Genomic DNA, 16,526 nt, shown 5'->3' on the forward strand with positions numbered 1-16,526 from the left:
CAAACATATAAAAATCTCCGCGCTAACAAAAGCAGTTGTACAGAATAAAAAAAACGCCGTTCAAACGGCGTTTATAGATCAGTTCATCAAAGTGAACATGGTTAATTGGCAGTAGGTACAGCTTCTTCTTTTTCCATGTAAATATATTCCCACAGATGTCCGTCGAGGTCTTGGAATCCTTTGGTATACATCCAGCCATGATCCTCTGCTTCGCGGGGAATACTGCCGCCGGCTTCCACTGCTTTCCGGGTGATTTCATCTACTGCTTCCCGGCTTTCAGCCGACAGGCAGAGGATGGCCTCTGTTACCTGATTGGCGTCTGCAATGGGTTTGCGGGTGAAAGTCTGGAAAAAATCTTCCACAATCAGCATAAAGTAAATATGGTCGGAAACTACCATGCAGGTAGCCTTGTGATCAGTAAATTGAGGATTGAAAGTATAGCCCAGTTTAGTAAAGAATGCAATGGATCTATCGAGGTCTTTTACTGGCAGATTCACAAAAATTTGAGTTCCCATATATCAGCGATTTATTTGCTGATACAAACTTACAATGCCGAAACGGGGCGAATGCTGTAGGTTAGCGACAAATACCGGGGTATTTCCGACATCCCGTCAATTTTTAAATAGCAGCAGCACTCTCACTACGCATGACGTTCTCAATGGCAGCACATAAAGCCCGCTTTGGTAGCGGTTTCAGTAGGTAATGATCCGCCCCTGCATCCAGGAACCTTTGTTCTTCCCCATCAGAAGAAGTGCCGCTAATAATGATGACATGGGTATCGGGCGAAAGCGCATGTACATGTTCCAAGAATTCGTGCCCAGTCATATCTCCCAGGAATACATCTAACAACAGCAGATCTGGCTGCCAATCCCGACAGATTTTTAAACCATCTGCTCCATTAAATGCTTGTCGGATATGAATCCCGGTATCATCAAAGTAGCGTTTCAGGTATTTCTGGCTAAAAGTATCATCATCTACGGCCAATACTTTCAGTCCGTCGAAGCCTGTCAGGGTAGAAACGACCTTCATCGTCGGGGCCGCCGCCTCTTGCATCGGCCACTCCAGGATAAAAGTAGTGCCTTTATTTTCTTCGCTTTCCAGTGACAAGCTACCGCCAATCGCCTTGGTGAGGTTATTGGCTACATATAGTCCTATGCCGGAGCCTTGGAGGAATTCATTTTTTTCTGTCTCATAGAGGTTAAAAATCCGCTCTTTTTTTTCTTTTGACATTCCCATGCCTCTGTCCTGTACCCGGATGGATAGCCGCTCATTTTCGCGGGAAAGCGTAATGGAAACAACACTGTTCTCCCTAGTAAATTTGATGGCATTGATAATGAGGTTAATGACGATCTTGTTCAAACAGTTTTTGGGGGAACTGATGAAGGAGGGAATATCGTCTCCCGAAACAAACACCAAAGCCACTTGCTTATGCGAAGCTTGGTATTGAAATGATTTCACAATCCCCTGTAACCAATCGGTAGGGGCAAACACTTCAGGGGCGCAAGTTTGCCTTTCCGCAGTTTCCAATTCCAGCACATTATTCACAACAGACATGGCGTAGCTACTGCTTGCATTCAAGTCCTGCATGTATTCCATGAGGGGATTATATTCATCTTTCCCAGAAATTTCACGTGTCATTACCTCCGTGATGCCTGCCATAGAATGTAAGGGATTGCGGATTTCATGGCTCAGAAACTGCGCCAGCATGGACTTCTCCTTTAAGGCTTGCTGCAGTTCTGTATTGGATTTTTTCAACGCTTCAATCAGGCGCAATACATGCCGTTTGAAGAAACTAACCCCGACGGTAATCAGTATAAACAGAGAAGTTGCACAGCACTCTTTGAAAAAGCGTATCGATTGTAAACCCCTTTCCGGCACAGGATTGATGAAGCCAGTATGGAAATTTATTTTGATGGTAACCAGACACGAGATAATCAAACTGATACAGGTAACGATCACCCAGGTGCGTGTAAATACCAGTAAGGTTACAATGATCAGGAATGCTGCCAGTATGGCTTCGCCTACCACGGCGCCTTTCCCAATGGCCAGCGATACCGCCACCGCTTGATGGATGGCGAGAAATAACACGCGGGCTGCGCAGGTAATCCCTAATTCATTTAAGAGTAATAAACTCAGGAAGCTAATGCCAGCAAGTGTTCCCAAGCCTATGAAAAAACTATCGCGCGTATGGGAAAACAGCAAACAACTCTGTATGGTGACCAATACCGCTGAAATGATGCTGAGGGTATTGATGACTTGAACGGAATTCATACTATCAGGGCAGATCATTGTGCTTGCCGGTTGGGTTGGGTTATTTTGCTTAAGTAGGGTCATGACAGCCAGAGGTTTCTTAGAATAAACGAAATATACCAGCCTCCGTATTCCGAAAGCATGTTAATCAAATGTTATTCAGGTATCACGCCACAGGGTGATAACCTTTCTATCTAATTGATAGTCAGAATTTCCCGTTCTTGTTCTTCCATTGATTTTTGGCTGGTATACACTGGACAGTATCCCAATGTTCGGTAATGAAATCATCCTCTACTCGGAAGAGGTCGTAAAAGGCAGAATGGCAGGAATCCATATCACCTTCACTCACTACCAACACGAAATTACCTTCTCCAAGCACCTGGTGCACCTTTGTGTATTTCATTGTAACGCCATGTTCGGCCCAGTCTTTCAGCGCGGAATTGAACCCTGATAGCCCGTCTCCAATCCCAGGATTGTGTTGGATATACTTATCGTCGTAGAAGTATTTGGGAAGATACTCTAGGTGTCCATTAATCAGCACTTCTTCCACAAAGTTCTGGACGAGTTTTTTATTGGCACTGGTTTTACCGAGGTCATGCAGATCGGTACTACCATCGGTCATGCTATGGCCGCTGGGATTAGGAATTTTAGGAGTGGTTTGCAAATTATCCCAGTGTTCGCAGATGTAATTATCTTCGAAACGGAAGATATCGAACCCTATTTTCGGTCCGAAAAAATTATAATCGGTATGGGCAAAAACGATGTCTCCATCCTGGAAAACCCGTAGGGTATTCACTTTAGCACTGCCTTTGGGAAGATCTTGCATCAGCGCGCCAAATCCAGCCAGTCCGTCTGCGGCATCGAGGTTATGTTGAATATATTTATCAGGATTGATATAGCTGACGGGTGCAGTGGCGCCTGTTTCGATGGATTTCAACAGGTCGATTACCATTTGTTTAGGTGTGTGTTCCATAAAATATAGTTCTGACAGTGGAGAATTAGGGAGATGACATGCTCTATACAATCATCCTGTTCTTTAGGTGGTATGTCGTGCCGGGCTATTATATTGCAAAAATAAACCACGCAGGCGTATAAACGCCCGCGTGGTGAGTCGATTTTTAGAATGATGACCGGATTATGGCAATACTGCAAAGCCGATAGACTTCGCGCCGCCATGATCGGTGAGGTTATAAAGGTAGGAGCCGTCTATGAAATTGATTTTATAACCAACCAATGAGCGGTCATAACCTCTTAAAGTAACAGTGTATCCACAAGATTGCAGATACTTGGTATTGATGGTGAAATTCAAGCCAACATTTCCATGATCAGCGAAACCTGTGCAGGTATGTGATGATGGCGTAATGAAGGTGCTTACTGGCGTACCGGCAGGTATGATGTGGCCGGAAGGCTGGATGTCCAGGTACCAGTTGTTGAAATAGTTATCGGTTACTGTCAACTGACCAGTGATAACGTCTCCGCTCTTGTAGAACTTACAATCGCCGCCAACGATATCAATATCCAGCGTTTTGGTTGGATCCAGGGTATTACCTGGGGTGTTGTCATAAATGAAACCTGTATTGTCCAGCATAACAGTTACAGGGTTGGAAGTAGTGATATTAGCTGCAGCATGTAACGGATCTTTGGTATACTGGATACGTATTTTATGCAGACCATTACGGTTGCCGCTATCCCACAATGCCAGGAGCGACAGCTTTTCGGCTTTGTTAGGAACTGCAGGCAGGTAAGTGTACCAGCCACCACTGATGGTAGGATCCTCTGTTACCAGGCTTTGCACGCTACCTTCGATCATCTGGAAGATTTGTTTATCCAGTACATCGTGCCAAGTGCTACCATTGTTATCAGAGAACTGCACTTTGTAGAATGTAGTACCAGAAGCGCCACTATTTGTAAACAGACCGCTTAATTTGATCAGTCCGCCGAAAGGCATGGCTGCATTTGGATAGATTCCACCAGGATAAGCCAATCCCTGAGTTGGAGAGATTGTTTGATCTATATTGGAAATAGCAACACCATTTACATCAAACAGGTTTAAACCCAGTTGTCCAGTATTAGGAATGCCCGGACGAATCTGTACAAATGAATCTACGCGGTTACCATAGAAGTTCAGCGCATTTGGATCTGTTGTTGATGGAAGTGTTTGCCAAGACAATACGCCACGGATTTTCACCACATTTGGTGATTCGCAGGTACGCAGATGTTTGGCAATATCCACTTGCATGGCAACATTGTAGAATAATCCATTAGCAGGGATACCTGTGATATCATGCGTATTTACACTGGCAGTACCCAGGTAGTCTTCGAATATGCCGTCGTTGTTCCAATCGGCCCAGAAGGCAACATACTCGTGAGAACCAGCGGTACACATGTTACCATTAAAGCCGGCAGATTTTTTAATTTTCAACACGGCGCCTACAGTATCTGTAGCAGTGTTGAGACCTACGCAGGTGAGTTCTTCAAAGGTAATATCTGCTTTACTGTTATCCACGATAACAGGTTTGGAGATGATATTACCCAGTGATGCGAGGTTAATGCCCAGTTTACTGATTTCCGCTACATTGAAAGTTTGAGCAGTAGGCGCTATTTTCGCAACGCCTGACAGTTGTGGAATCATGCTGGTATAGAATGTACGATGGTCAGGTACGCCGGCTGCCTGATATGTTTTATAGAATTCTGCTACCGGAGGGAGCGGATCAGGCACTACGGGCACTTTAGTTTTAGGGTCAATATTGGGTAGTGCAATATTACCGAGGTTAACATTGGATAAGATGTCGTTCAGATAAAAGGCCGGTTTGCGCTTTAACTGGATATCCGCGTCTAGCACATTCCCGAAGTAAGGAACCTCGTTTGGATTGCTGGATGGAATACTGTTCCACTGTAGCACGCCTCTTACAGTTGGCATTACTGCTGTATCACAGGCTGTGATCTTACGGTGCGCCTCATCATTGAGGTAGATAGTAGCCATGTAATTCAGCGGGTGATTGGGAGATGGTGCATCCGGAATATCCGCTACTTTGAAATTAGCGAGTCCGGCATCATGAAAACCAGTACCATCATGGTAATCGACGAAGAAGCGTACAAACTCATGGGAACCAATTGAACACAGATTACCGCTGTAACCGGTTGCCTGTTTTACCCTTACTACGGCTTCCAGTCTGGACAGGTCCGGATTGAAACCAATACATGTAAGCTGTTCCCAATAGGTAATGCTTGCTGCTTTTGCAACTTCTGGTTGGAATTTAGCCAGAAGAAATGTTTGACGAACCTGTTGAAACGCCTGGATTTGATCAACAGTCAGGTTTTCTTTTACAAGTGGCTGTACCATTTGTGTGAGTTTTTGAGGTTAGAAAGGAATTGAAAAAATAAATAGTTAGAATAGTAAAGCGAATGGGGTAATTGTCAATTGCAGGATTTCCACGCTCATTTTTGTAAATCTCGTTACATCACAGTGCAAATCTCTGCTAAAGATTTCAAATTATCAAGAGGATTCCTGACTATTTTAATTTCGGGTATTTCTACGTACTTTAGAATCCGTTATATCTGTTGAAAAATTTCCAAATTTTATGGTTATGAGAAACCTTGTTTTATTCATGCATGTCTCTCTAGACGGCTATGTGGCGAGTTCCAATGGAGAGATGAAATGGATTCATTTAGACGATGAAATTTTTGATTATGTCCATCAGCGTATTGCACAAACAAACACTGCATTATACGGTCGTAGAACCTGGGAATTGATGGAGTCTTATTGGCCCACCGCTGCAGACAAACCTGGCGCTACTAAACATGATAAAGACCATGCTGCATGGTATAAATCGGCCGAAAAGTATGTACTCTCCAATACGATGTCGCCGATTCCTAACGCCACCGTTATCGGCGGCGCCTTAGTGCCTGCTATCAATGCATTAAAGCAGACTCCAGGAAAAGAGATCCTGCTATTTGGAAGTCCAGGCGCCGGCCACTCGCTGATGCAGTATAACCTCATTGATGAATTTTGGTTGTTGGTAAATCCTGTACTGGTAGGAAGTGGTATTCCGCTCTTTAAACATGCCCCACACAGGAAACTGGAACTCATTACCTCTCATCCCTTTAAAAGTGGGGTAGTGGCCATGCATTATCGTTAACACAAAAGAAATGTTAAAGCACATCGCTACCGTTGTGTTTCTTAGTAAATTTGTAATACTCAAAAAATAATTAATCCTTACATTTTGAACCAATATCAGTAGTCGGCGGTTCTTCCTTATATCGGGAGAACCGCTTTTTATTTAAACTGTAACCACTATGAGAAAACTTACCTCTTTTCAGTTCCTCACCCTCAATGGCTTCTTCGCAGACGCCAGCGGCGATACCTCCTGGAGTAGCCAGGGCGAAGAACAACGCGATTTCGCACTGGACAAAATGGAACAGGAGAATATCCTACTTTTCGGCAGAAATACCTATGAACACATGATTAACTGGTGGCCCACAGAAGCCGCTCAAAAAGCCGATCCAGAAATGGCAGCCGGTATGAATAATGCTGAGAAAATCGTTTTTTCAAATACGCTGAAAAAAGCAGATTGGAAGAATACCCGCATTGTGAGCGGTGATATTATTGAAGAGATACGCCGACTCAAAAACACTCCTGGCAAGAACCTGGCACTGCTCGGTAGTGGCAGTATCCTCACCCAATTCGCAGACCATCATCTCATAGATGAATTCGAACTAATGGTGAATCCTGTGGCTATCGGAGACGGACATACGCTGTTTCGTGGCCTGAAACGAAAAATCCCTCTTCAATTATTGTCAACCAAAGCTTTTCATAATGGGGTGGTGTTATTGACCTACATTCCTGCCAAACTACGAATCCCGGAAGAAGGTAGATAGGGCAATATGGTAATAAATCAATAAATATTATATTGAATCGCTATGACGGCTCTTCTTGCAAAGTGTTCCGGTCGAATCCCGGCGACAGCGTGTCTCTCAGTGATAATTATATACTCGCTATTTATCTCGCACCAGATAATTTCCTGTTTATTCATACCCGCAATGGAGACGTATTCTACAATCCATTGCAGGAGAATTTTTTGAAGGCAGACAAATACTTATCTGCCCTCGGCCTTCCCGCTACAGGATTGAGTTGTATTCAAACGAGCAAGGATAACTATTGGTTTGCATACTTGGATGGACGCATATTTCATCGTACGCCGCAAGGGAAAATTATAGCCATAGACGGTAATGGTAACAGCCACACCGGCGTAATGGATATGGCGCTGACTAAAAGCAGACGCTCGGTCTAAACGTATCACCTATACGAATATCAATCCAGGCAGCTACACCTTGCATCTGCGCGCCCTCAATGATGATGGTGGCGCGAGCTGGAAGGGGATTTCGCTCCGTATTCGAATACTGCCTCCATTCTGGGCCACGGGTTGGGCTTACCTGGCGTATGTACTGTTGTTAGTGGGCCTGTTATTACTGTTAAGACGGGTGGTATTGCAAAGGGCACATCGCCGGTTTGCATTGGTGCAGGAACGTAAAGAAGCGCAGCAATTACATGAGTTGGATATGTTGAAAATCAAGTTGTTCACTAATTTTAGACATGAGTTCAGAACGCCGGTTTCGCTCATCCTTGCACCCCTGGATGAGGTCATTAAACATGAGAAAGACCATACCTTCCGACATAAACTTTATCTCATCAGGCGCAATGCGAAAAGGTTACTGAACCTGGTGAACCAGCTCATGGATTTCCGCCGTATGGAGATGCATGAACTAAAACTGGACCTTACAGCAGGAGATATAATTGATTTCGTTCGGGAAGTAGTGTATTCTTTCACCGATCTGGCGGAGCGCAAGCAAATGCAACTGCAATTTCAGACGAATACAGATTTGCTCTATACCCAGTTTGACCACGATAAAATTGAACGGATTCTTTTTAACCTGCTCTCCAATGCCTTTAAGTTTACGCCAGCAGGAGGGGCCGTACGTGTATTCGCCAACGTTAGTAGCAGTGGTGAAGAAGAAAAGCAGCCCTGCCGGTGAGGGTACTAACGGAAATGATACTACGAAAATAACGACCCCGGCCGATCCGGCAGTTGCTGCCACTACAGGGTTTTTCCTGGATAGTTGGAAGCCGCTGGTATTTACGGCGCCCGCTTCGAAACCGGGAAGTCCCCCGAATACTGCCAATGTCAACATCAGTATAGATGCGGGAACAGTGATCTCCCGTATTGCAGAATGGATACATACTCGTACTATAATGGGTTTTTCGAAATCGAAGTTGGGTGTGTATTTTCAAAAGCGGCTGCAAATACCCGTTGCCGTCAGCTTCCGGGAAAGTCTTGAACGTATGGTAGATAATGAGGAACAATTGGAGTAGGAATCGTAAATTCGAGGAACAGAAACAATTGGTGTTAAGACTAAAAAGAAGAAGACTATGCATGATGAACATTTTAACCCATTAGATAATCCCGTCTGGCATTCTCTCCAAACCATCCAACGCTACTTTGCCCACGGAACTGAGAACGTACAGCGTTATGCTGCGGATGTACTGCCTTTTATGGGCTATGATCCCGAAAAGTTTACAGGATTGGAGGAAATAGCACCCTGGATTTCACCAGCAGGGGAAGCTTTATTTATAGTGGGTGAGTTGCCCGTATTACCAGAAAAATGGGACGTCATCAACGAACTGGTTTGCAGTCAAATGGTATGTGAAACTAAGCCGGAAGAGATACCACATAATGAAGAAATTATCCTACTCACGGAGGCCGACAGAGAAGAGATGGTGAATTTTGTAAATGAAGGTCAGCCGGGATATTTTTTAGCGCAGACGCCATCCCTGGGTGATTATTACGGTATTCGTAAGCATGGCAAACTGGTGGCCCTCGCGGGGCAACGTATGCGTATGCCGGGATTGACCGAAGTCAGCGCCGTGGTGACGCATAAAGATCATAGAGGGAAAGGATATGCTGGAATACTTACCAGGCATGTAGCTAGGGAGATTTTTGAAGCAGGGGATATTCCCTTTCTGCATGTGTTACATAACAACCAAACAGCTATTAGTATCTACGAAAGAATAGGTTTTGCAGTGAGGAGAGCTATCTCTTTCTGGAAAATAGCAGTGAAATAAAAAATAAGGTAGCGTCTTAGACAAGACGCTACCGTTCCTAAGCATAAACAAATTAGCAATCATCAAAACTTCATGTACACTGTTCCTGCTGCGTAAATGAACCGCAGAAAATGTTGCTAGCGTGTTACCGGAGAAATATAATTTCAGTGAAAAGATGATGCTGGTGCAGATATTGCCTGCGCCTATATACACCTATCAGGATTAGATACCACATTGGGTATCCAGGTTATTCCCGGAAATGAGGTGGCTAACCAGTAATAAATTGGATGATGATGATTTGTTTGCTGCTTAAGATAAGGTTTTCCGCCCTTCAGGCTTTGTTCATAACTCCATGATTTTAAATGGTATGTTGTGCCTACGTCGGATATACTAACAGAGATAGGGTGATAATGTTTAATGGAAGGAAAAAAAATTTATAAATGTTGCAACGTCCATGTCTTTTGGATCTCCCCATTTGAATGAACCCTCAAAACCAAATGGTTGTTATCCCACAAAAAGCCATCATGAATAGAAACCGACTTTCCCAAACATTGCTGACAGGGCTGAATAAGCAAATGACGCAGGAAGCGCTGGCAGCACAGACTTACCTTTCCTTTGCCGTATGGGCGGCCGATGAGAGCTATAACGGTATTGCCAAATTTCTCTTCCGACATGCAGGAGAGGAGCGGAATCATATGATGAAATTCATAGAGTACATCATTGAACGTGGCGCCAAACCCGCTATTGAAGCGGTACCGAAGCCACAGTCGGATCCCGATAATGTGCAGGATTGCTTTGAACGTATCTTTCAGCAAGAAGTGGGAAATACAAAAGGCGTCTACAAACTGGTGAAAATGAGTATGGAGGAGGAAGACTGGGCCACTTGGCATTTCATGCAATGGTTTGTGCAGGAACAAACGGAAGAAGAAGCCCTGGCGCTACTGTTGTTGGATAAGATAAAAGTGGCAGGTGGCAAGGATGCTGCGGCCGAAGCATTGTATTCGCTCGATAGGGACCTGGCGCAATTGCCGGATGAAGTGATGCTGGCACAATCAAAAACAACCGGACCTTCCAGGAGGCCTTAGAACAGGTGTCTTCCAATATAAAAGCAAACGCCCTCTCTTCCTGTGTGCAGCAGAGAGGGCGTTTGTATTGTGGGTGTTATTAATCTTGCGTAGCCACTGGTGCATGAAACCTGGCGGCAAATTCCTGCGCGAAATCTTCCAGTCGGATACCTTGTACCTTATTGGTTTTATCGTATTCTTCCCAGAGGAATTTACTGCGAACGGCAACGCCTATTTCCACGAAGCGAGTGGCCATTTCAAGGGAGAATCCATTTCCTAGCAGTACATTCTTTACTGCATCATCTTCGAAATTTACCCAAGGCAGGGCATCTATGCCTACTGCTTTCCCCAAGATGGTAGCGATTTCACCGGCAGTACGTTCGTCGCTGGCAGCATATCGTATATCCGTTCCCGTAGATGGGCGCAACAATTCTTCTGCAACGGCTTTCGCTATGTCAGTAGGATGTACCATAATCAGCCTGCTATCAGCCGGATAGTTATTACCAATAATACCGCCTTGGTGCACCATTGGGATATTACCAAAGAAGTTATTGTAAAAGAAAGCGGCGCGTAGGAAGGTGATCGCGGTTCCTTTTACTTCACTGAGGATTTTTTCCATTTGGTGAATGCCGGCAATAGGTCCGTGGCCTTCGCTGCGATGAGCGCCCATACTACTAAGTACCACTGCTCTTTTTACACCGGCTTGCTGCAATGCTGCTGCATAGTTCCGGGCAATGACAGATACATAGTGGATATAGTCGTCCGTGTTCAGTTTGGGAGGGCACATCAGGTATGCTGCATCTGCACCGGAAAAGGTACGGAGAAGGAATGCCTGGTCGTCCAGGGAACCTATGGCGGGAGTAGCCCCTAAGGCTGTAATTGCTGCTGCTTTTGAAGGGTTACTGGTGATGATACGCACCTCGTGGCCTTGTGCCAGTAAAGATACTGCTAATGGTTTGCTGACGTTTCCTATTGATCCTGTGATGATGATTTTCATATGTTTCTTTTTTTGTGTTATTTTGTTGAAGCAAAGGTATTCTGCGGTGTACTTTTGAACAATAACTTACCCTAAAGTAGGTACTCATGACAGCGATAAAAGAAAGCTCCACCATACAGGAAAACAAACAGTTAGCCTTCGCACGTTGCCCGCTTACATTTGTGATGGAAAAAATTGGGGGCTACTGGAAAGCTAATATCCTTTATAAATTACTGACAGGCCCTAAGCGTTACAGTGAAATCAAAAGAGCGCTCCCAGGTATTTCGGAAAAAGTGCTGCTGCAGCAATTGCGGCAGTTGGAGGCGGATCAACTGATTATTAGAGAGGCGAAACCTGTAGTCCCGCTTGTTGTTACGTATTCCCTTTCTGTTTCCGGTGAGGGCTTGCGTCCTGTACTCTATGCTATGGCGGAATGGGCATTGGGACCAGGAGGTTATAATGAAGCTTATCAGGAAAATACCCGGGATATGAAAAATTTCCCGCTATAGGAATTTTATCTCGTTATTAAAATCCGGTAAGGATTCGGTCCATCGGCGTGTAACGGCACCATCTTTGTGCCTCAGGCGTTCATGTGGAATAAATTTATAGAAAATGTGGACCACCTGCCCAGTTTCCTATGGAATCTTCTACTGGCAGGTGTTGCAGTTTTAGTAGGACTGCTGATTAAGTGGTTGCTGTCGTATTTTATCCGACGTTCTGTACGGAAAAGCAGCGAATTCTCCATCATTAAGAGTGTATTATTGCGTGTGGGCAAGGCCTTTAACTATTTCATGCCCATATTGCTGCTCAACATGAGCATTCCCTTGATGCGGATAATGCCCAAATACGAGGAAATCCTTTCCAGGGTAGCGGAAATCGCGCTCACCATTGCGTTTGCCGCTATGATCATCGGTGTGGTGCTTGTGATGGAAGATTATTTCTACAATACCTACGATCTGAAGAAATCCAACAACCTGAAAGAAAGGAAGATCAGGACACAGTTGCAGTTTATACGCAAACTATTGATTGGCGTGATTTTGATCGTAACGGCTTGTATTATTCTCCTCAGCTTTGATAGTATGCGCAAACTGGGTGCTGGCTTGCTCACAGGTGTGGGCGTGGGCGGTATTATCATCGGTTTTGCTGCGCAGAAATCGTTGGGAAACTTGCTGGCAGGATTTCAGTTGGCCTTCACGCAGCCTATTCGTATTGATGATGTATTGGTTGTGGAAGGAGAGTGGGGACGTGTGGAAGAAATTACCCTTACTTATGTGGTATTAAGCATCTGGGACCAGCGAAAACTCATTCTGCCTATCAATTATTTTATTGAAAAGCCTTTCCAGAACTGGACGCGGAATAATTCTGAAATTCTGGGAACTGCTTTTCTATACTTGGATTATACGGCCTCAGTGGATGAGTTGCGCGTGGAGTTCGACCGATTGGTAACCACTTCTCCTTTGTGGGATAAAAGGGTAAAAGTAATGCAGGTAACGAATACGTCTGAACGAACGATGGAGGTGCGTTGCCTGATTAGTGCGGCGAGTTCCGGTAATGCGTTTGATCTTCGTTGTTTGCTTAGAGAAAAAATGTTGCAATTTATTAGTGAGAAATATCCTGAATGCTTGCCTAAGACCCGCGCTGAGCTGGAGAAGTAGCCATAGGAATAAAAGAGAATTTAATCAGGCCCATACCAGTGGCTAAAATTGAAAGGGCTGCCGTCGGCAGCCCTTTTGAGTTCCGCGCTTCGCGCGGGTGGGCTTGCGCCCATTGATTATTTTTTGAGTTCCGTCAGCATTTCTTTCACGGCAGCTTCAATCTGCGTATCACGGCCGTTGAGGAAATCTTCATATCGCAGTGGTACCTTGATATCCGGTTCCAATTGTATGTTTTCATTTGGTTTACCTTCATGACCGATATTACCCACCATAGGGATGCCAAATACCATGGTCGGATCTATTTGTGTTTCCCACCAAACAGAGGTACCAGTGCCGGGAACAGGCATACCAATGACTTTACCCAATTTATCCTGCTTGTAAACGTATGGGAACGTATAGGCGTCACTGTAATTGCCTTCATTGACCACTACGCAACTGATACCATGCCAGCGCATCAGTGGCTCACCACCTTTTATTTTATTGCCTTGCGGCGCAAATTCCAGGTATTTTTTGGCACTGAGGAAAGTATGTAAATCATCGTGGAGCCAGCCGCCACCATTGAAACGCGTGTCTACAATCAATGCATCTCTATCGCGGTACCTACCCATGGCTTCCTCTACAACTGTGCGGAAGCTAGCATCGTCCATGGCACGTACATGCACATACGCTACCCGACCTTTACCTATACTATCTACTACATGGCGCATTTGACCCAACCAGCGGTTATACATCAGTTCGCGTTCTGCCAGGGGAGATATAGGCTTTACTACTTCCTCTGTCAGGGCTTTACTACCTGCACTACGGAAGCTGATGAGTATATTTTGATTCGTTTTACGATTCAATAAAGCCGCCCAATCCTGGCGATTACTGACGTTGATGCCATCAATTTTCTCAATGATATCGCCCGTTTTTAGTTTGCTGGTGGCATTGTCGAATGGTCCGCCATCCAATATAGCCGTGACTTTCAGGCCTTCAGCTTTATCGCTTTCGTCGTATAGGAGTCCCAGTGAGGAGGTGATATCCGGATTGTTGTACACTGGTTTGTAATACCCCCCTGTATGAGAGCAATTTAGTTCTCCCAATAACTCGCTCAATAATTCTGCGAAGTCGTAGTTATTACTGATATGTGGGAGGAAACGGGCGTAATTATCGCGGTACATTTTCCAGTCGATGCCCCGAATGGTGGGGTCATAGAACTTGGCTGTCACCTGTTTCCAGGCGTGTTGGAAGATGTATTCCCGCTCTTTGGCTGATTGTAATACGATTTCAGAACCAATATTCACGGGCGTAATTTTACCGCTGTTGGCATCTACTTTCACCACGCCGCCCCGATTGCTGACGAAGAGGGTATTTCCATCTTTGCTGATAGCGATATCGCCGGGAGTGCCGCCAAGCTTGGCGAGAATTTTCGTATCGCCGGTACGAGGTTCTGTTACCCAGAGATCATACCCGCTTTCAAAAGCAGCCATGTAGTATACTTTGCTCACGTCTTTATTGACGGCAAAATCGCTGATACTGGCACTGTTGACGGTGAGCTTCACGCGGCGCAGATCTAGGTGACTGAAATCAGGCTGGAAAGGTGCTTTGGTTTTGGCGGAGTCGGCATCTTTGGCGGGTTTATCTTTTGCTGCATCCGTACCTGCTAAGAGATTGAATTCATCCTTAGAGAGCTTAAAGCGGTCGTAGGCTGCTTTGTCCAGGAACACAGCGTATATATCGGATTCCGCGAGGCCCTGTAGGGCCAATGGTCTGCGACCATTGCGGACACTTAAAAACAGGAGCATACGGCCATCGGCAGACCATTGCATATTATCTTCTCCGAAAGCGCCACTCATAGGGTATACAGGAGCTGATTGACCGTCTGCAGCGATAATGACGGCATTTTTAACAATGGTGAAACCTCTCTGGTCATCGGATACTAGCCATTTGCTATCAGGACTCCAGGAGAAGTTCATATCGCCGTCGGCATAGGAATAGTTCCTGCCAGCGGGAATGATCGTGCGACTTTTCCCAGATGCGATGTTATATACCTTCAGGATATTTCTGTTTTCCAGGTAGGCAATTTCCTTACCATCTGGAGAATACAGGGGCTGGAATTCTTCCGCTTCCGTTGCTATTACTGGTTCTTCCTTCAGCAGCGTAGCATTGAAGAAATAGGGCTCTTCTGGGCGTACCTTACTGGTTTGCATGATATCCCAGCTACCATTTCTCTCCGCAGCATATATCAGGTGTTTTCCATCCGGAGACCAACTGACCATACGTTCCTGTTGAGGCGTATTGGTAATACGTTTGGTCATATTGCCTTCCACACTGGTAACAAATACTTCTCCTCGTGCCACAAAGGCCATTTCTTTGCCATTAGGGCTGATGGCGAAAGAAGTAATATTGCCATTGATGGGCAGGTTACTAGAGTTGACCGTTCTCTCATCGTTGTGGATGTTGATCGTCAGTTTGCGCGGTTGTTCTCCCGTTTTCAGCGTATATATTTCACCGTTATAGGTAAAGCAAAGTGTGTTGTTATCTGCGCGGGACAGATCCCTTACCGGATGCGTATTGAAATTCGTCAACTGTTCCACCTTGGCAGGAGTGCTGGTGGAAGATTTGAACAGGTTAATGGATTTTCCATTCCGTTCGCTCAGGTAGAATACCTGGTTATCATCGCCCCAAACTGGGCTGAGATCCTCGCCTTCGTAATCTGAGATTTGAGTATAGGTATTTTTATGGAGGTCCAGTATCCAGATGTCTCGCGTAATAGAGGAGACGTGATGTTTACGTAATGGATCTTCTACCCCTTTTGCATCTTGGAATACCAGTTGGTTACCGGTTTTATTATACTTTGCGCGATCAGCACCTGCAGCGCTTAGTAGCGTGGCCCGTCCACCGGAAACAGGTACTGTATACATGTTTTTAAAGGCCCTGTATGGAAACCGGATATTGGCCGCAGGAGGATTGCGGACACTGCCGAATAGTACCTGTTTGTTGTCGGGTGTAAAATCGTATGGATAATCTGCTGCACTGTTCTCTGTGAGTCGGACAGGAGTGCCGCCAGTGGAGGGCATTACAAAAACATCAAAGTTGCCATACCGATCGCTGGCAAAGGCTATCCATTTGCCGTCGTGGCTCCATACAGGCATCATATCATGCGCTTCATGGATGGTAAGTGGAGTGGCTACTCCGCCTTGAACATCTACTTTGTAAATATCTCCTTTATAGCCGAAAGCGATGGATTTCCCATCCGGGGAGATGGCTGGATTGCGAAGCCATAATGCAGTATCCTGGGCATAGGATGCAGTAGTTAGCAGTAAAGCTGCTCCTGTAATCAATTTTCTCATTGGCTGATAATCGCTTTAGTACAGTTGTTTCCAGCGTTAAATTTAGTTGAAATTAAGGGAATTTCATGCGATGAAATGTGGAAGATTGGAGGGCCGAAGACTACGTGTCTCACTAAATAATTAAAAAAACAAGCAACTGTTTTTTTCTCG

15 protein-coding genes are annotated in these 16,526 nt (G+C 45.1%); 9 read left to right on the plus strand and 6 right to left on the minus strand.

Annotation, left to right across the window (positions count from 1 at the left end):
- Window positions 1-101: 101 nt before the first annotated feature.
- From JO154_RS10760 to JO154_RS10775, 4 genes are all read right to left on the minus strand, one after another.
- Entirely contained in the window at window positions 102-515 is a 414-nt protein-coding gene (locus tag JO154_RS10760; RefSeq protein ID WP_291945025.1) for a VOC family protein, read from the minus strand.
- 103 nt (window positions 516-618) lie between these two features.
- Window positions 619-2,271 carry an ATP-binding protein gene (locus JO154_RS10765; RefSeq protein WP_291945027.1) on the minus strand — a complete coding sequence of 551 codons (1,653 nt, stop codon included), beginning with the start codon at window positions 2,269-2,271 and terminating at the stop codon, window positions 619-621.
- A 184-nt stretch (window positions 2,272-2,455) separates the two neighbouring features.
- Window positions 2,456-3,223 (minus strand): hypothetical protein, encoded by a 768-nt coding sequence (locus JO154_RS10770; protein WP_291945029.1) that lies wholly within the window; start codon window positions 3,221-3,223, stop codon window positions 2,456-2,458.
- 162 nt (window positions 3,224-3,385) lie between these two features.
- Window positions 3,386-5,593: a hypothetical protein gene (locus tag JO154_RS10775; protein ID WP_291945031.1), complete on the minus strand. Its 2,208-nt coding sequence runs from the start codon at window positions 5,591-5,593 to the stop codon at window positions 3,386-3,388.
- Window positions 5,594-5,837: 244 nt separating this feature from the next.
- Between JO154_RS10775 and JO154_RS10780 the strand changes: the two genes are divergently transcribed.
- From JO154_RS10780 to JO154_RS10810, 7 genes are all read left to right on the plus strand, one after another.
- Window positions 5,838-6,389 (plus strand): dihydrofolate reductase family protein, encoded by a 552-nt coding sequence (locus tag JO154_RS10780; protein ID WP_291945034.1) that lies wholly within the window; start codon window positions 5,838-5,840, stop codon window positions 6,387-6,389.
- A gap of 157 nt (window positions 6,390-6,546) precedes the next feature.
- A complete protein-coding gene (locus JO154_RS10785) occupies window positions 6,547-7,128 on the plus strand; it encodes a dihydrofolate reductase family protein (RefSeq protein WP_291945037.1) in 582 nt (193 codons plus the stop codon).
- A gap of 32 nt (window positions 7,129-7,160) precedes the next feature.
- Entirely contained in the window at window positions 7,161-7,541 is a 381-nt protein-coding gene (locus JO154_RS10790) for a hypothetical protein (protein ID WP_291945040.1), read from the plus strand.
- A gap of 40 nt (window positions 7,542-7,581) precedes the next feature.
- Complete coding sequence (locus tag JO154_RS10795) at window positions 7,582-8,283, plus strand: sensor histidine kinase (RefSeq protein ID WP_291945043.1); 702 nt, start codon at window positions 7,582-7,584, stop codon at window positions 8,281-8,283.
- A complete protein-coding gene (locus JO154_RS10800; RefSeq protein ID WP_291945046.1) occupies window positions 8,252-8,620 on the plus strand; it encodes a hypothetical protein in 369 nt (122 codons plus the stop codon). The genes JO154_RS10795 and JO154_RS10800 overlap by 32 nt, the downstream gene beginning before the upstream one ends.
- A 57-nt stretch (window positions 8,621-8,677) precedes the next feature.
- Window positions 8,678-9,370, plus strand: a complete 693-nt coding sequence (locus JO154_RS10805) for a GNAT family N-acetyltransferase (protein ID WP_291945049.1) — start codon at window positions 8,678-8,680, stop codon at window positions 9,368-9,370.
- A gap of 503 nt (window positions 9,371-9,873) precedes the next feature.
- Complete coding sequence (locus JO154_RS10810) at window positions 9,874-10,434, plus strand: ferritin (RefSeq protein WP_291945052.1); 561 nt, start codon at window positions 9,874-9,876, stop codon at window positions 10,432-10,434.
- Between the two features lie 79 nt (window positions 10,435-10,513).
- Here the strand turns inward: JO154_RS10810 and JO154_RS10815 are convergent, their stop codons facing one another.
- The gene (locus JO154_RS10815; protein ID WP_291945054.1) at window positions 10,514-11,410 is read right to left on the minus strand and encodes an NmrA family NAD(P)-binding protein; all 897 of its coding nucleotides are present in this window, start codon (window positions 11,408-11,410) and stop codon (window positions 10,514-10,516) included.
- An 86-nt stretch (window positions 11,411-11,496) separates the two neighbouring features.
- Between JO154_RS10815 and JO154_RS10820 the strand changes: the two genes are divergently transcribed.
- Complete coding sequence (locus tag JO154_RS10820) at window positions 11,497-11,898, plus strand: helix-turn-helix domain-containing protein (RefSeq protein WP_291945056.1); 402 nt, start codon at window positions 11,497-11,499, stop codon at window positions 11,896-11,898.
- 105 nt (window positions 11,899-12,003) lie between these two features.
- Complete coding sequence (locus JO154_RS10825) at window positions 12,004-13,044, plus strand: mechanosensitive ion channel domain-containing protein (protein ID WP_291945059.1); 1,041 nt, start codon at window positions 12,004-12,006, stop codon at window positions 13,042-13,044.
- A gap of 116 nt (window positions 13,045-13,160) precedes the next feature.
- Here the strand turns inward: JO154_RS10825 and JO154_RS10830 are convergent, their stop codons facing one another.
- Entirely contained in the window at window positions 13,161-16,376 is a 3,216-nt protein-coding gene (locus JO154_RS10830) for a S41 family peptidase (protein ID WP_291945063.1), read from the minus strand.
- Window positions 16,377-16,526 lie beyond the last annotated feature (150 nt).

Origin of the sequence: Chitinophaga sp. (assembly GCF_019236475.1) — a bacterium.
In the GTDB taxonomy this organism is placed as follows: domain Bacteria; phylum Bacteroidota; class Bacteroidia; order Chitinophagales; family Chitinophagaceae; genus Chitinophaga.

What these genes read in the sequence shown, in the direction of transcription:
- JO154_RS10810 (WP_291945052.1), top strand. Translation starts at nt 9,874, where the DNA reads ATGAATAGAAACCGACTTTCCCAAACATTGCTGACAGGGCTGAATAAG.
- JO154_RS10780 (WP_291945034.1), top strand. Translation starts at nt 5,838, where the DNA reads ATGAGAAACCTTGTTTTATTCATGCATGTCTCTCTAGACGGCTATGTG.
- JO154_RS10805 (WP_291945049.1), top strand. Translation starts at nt 8,678, where the DNA reads ATGCATGATGAACATTTTAACCCATTAGATAATCCCGTCTGGCATTCT.
- JO154_RS10775 (WP_291945031.1), bottom strand. Translation starts at nt 5,593, where the DNA reads ATGGTACAGCCACTTGTAAAAGAAAACCTGACTGTTGATCAAATCCAG.
- JO154_RS10785 (WP_291945037.1), top strand. Translation starts at nt 6,547, where the DNA reads ATGAGAAAACTTACCTCTTTTCAGTTCCTCACCCTCAATGGCTTCTTC.
- JO154_RS10760 (WP_291945025.1), bottom strand. Translation starts at nt 515, where the DNA reads ATGGGAACTCAAATTTTTGTGAATCTGCCAGTAAAAGACCTCGATAGA.
- JO154_RS10765 (WP_291945027.1), bottom strand. Translation starts at nt 2,271, where the DNA reads ATGAATTCCGTTCAAGTCATCAATACCCTCAGCATCATTTCAGCGGTA.
- JO154_RS10770 (WP_291945029.1), bottom strand. Translation starts at nt 3,223, where the DNA reads ATGGAACACACACCTAAACAAATGGTAATCGACCTGTTGAAATCCATC.
- JO154_RS10815 (WP_291945054.1), bottom strand. Translation starts at nt 11,410, where the DNA reads ATGAAAATCATCATCACAGGATCAATAGGAAACGTCAGCAAACCATTA.
- JO154_RS10830 (WP_291945063.1), bottom strand. Translation starts at nt 16,376, where the DNA reads ATGAGAAAATTGATTACAGGAGCAGCTTTACTGCTAACTACTGCATCC.
- JO154_RS10820 (WP_291945056.1), top strand. Translation starts at nt 11,497, where the DNA reads ATGACAGCGATAAAAGAAAGCTCCACCATACAGGAAAACAAACAGTTA.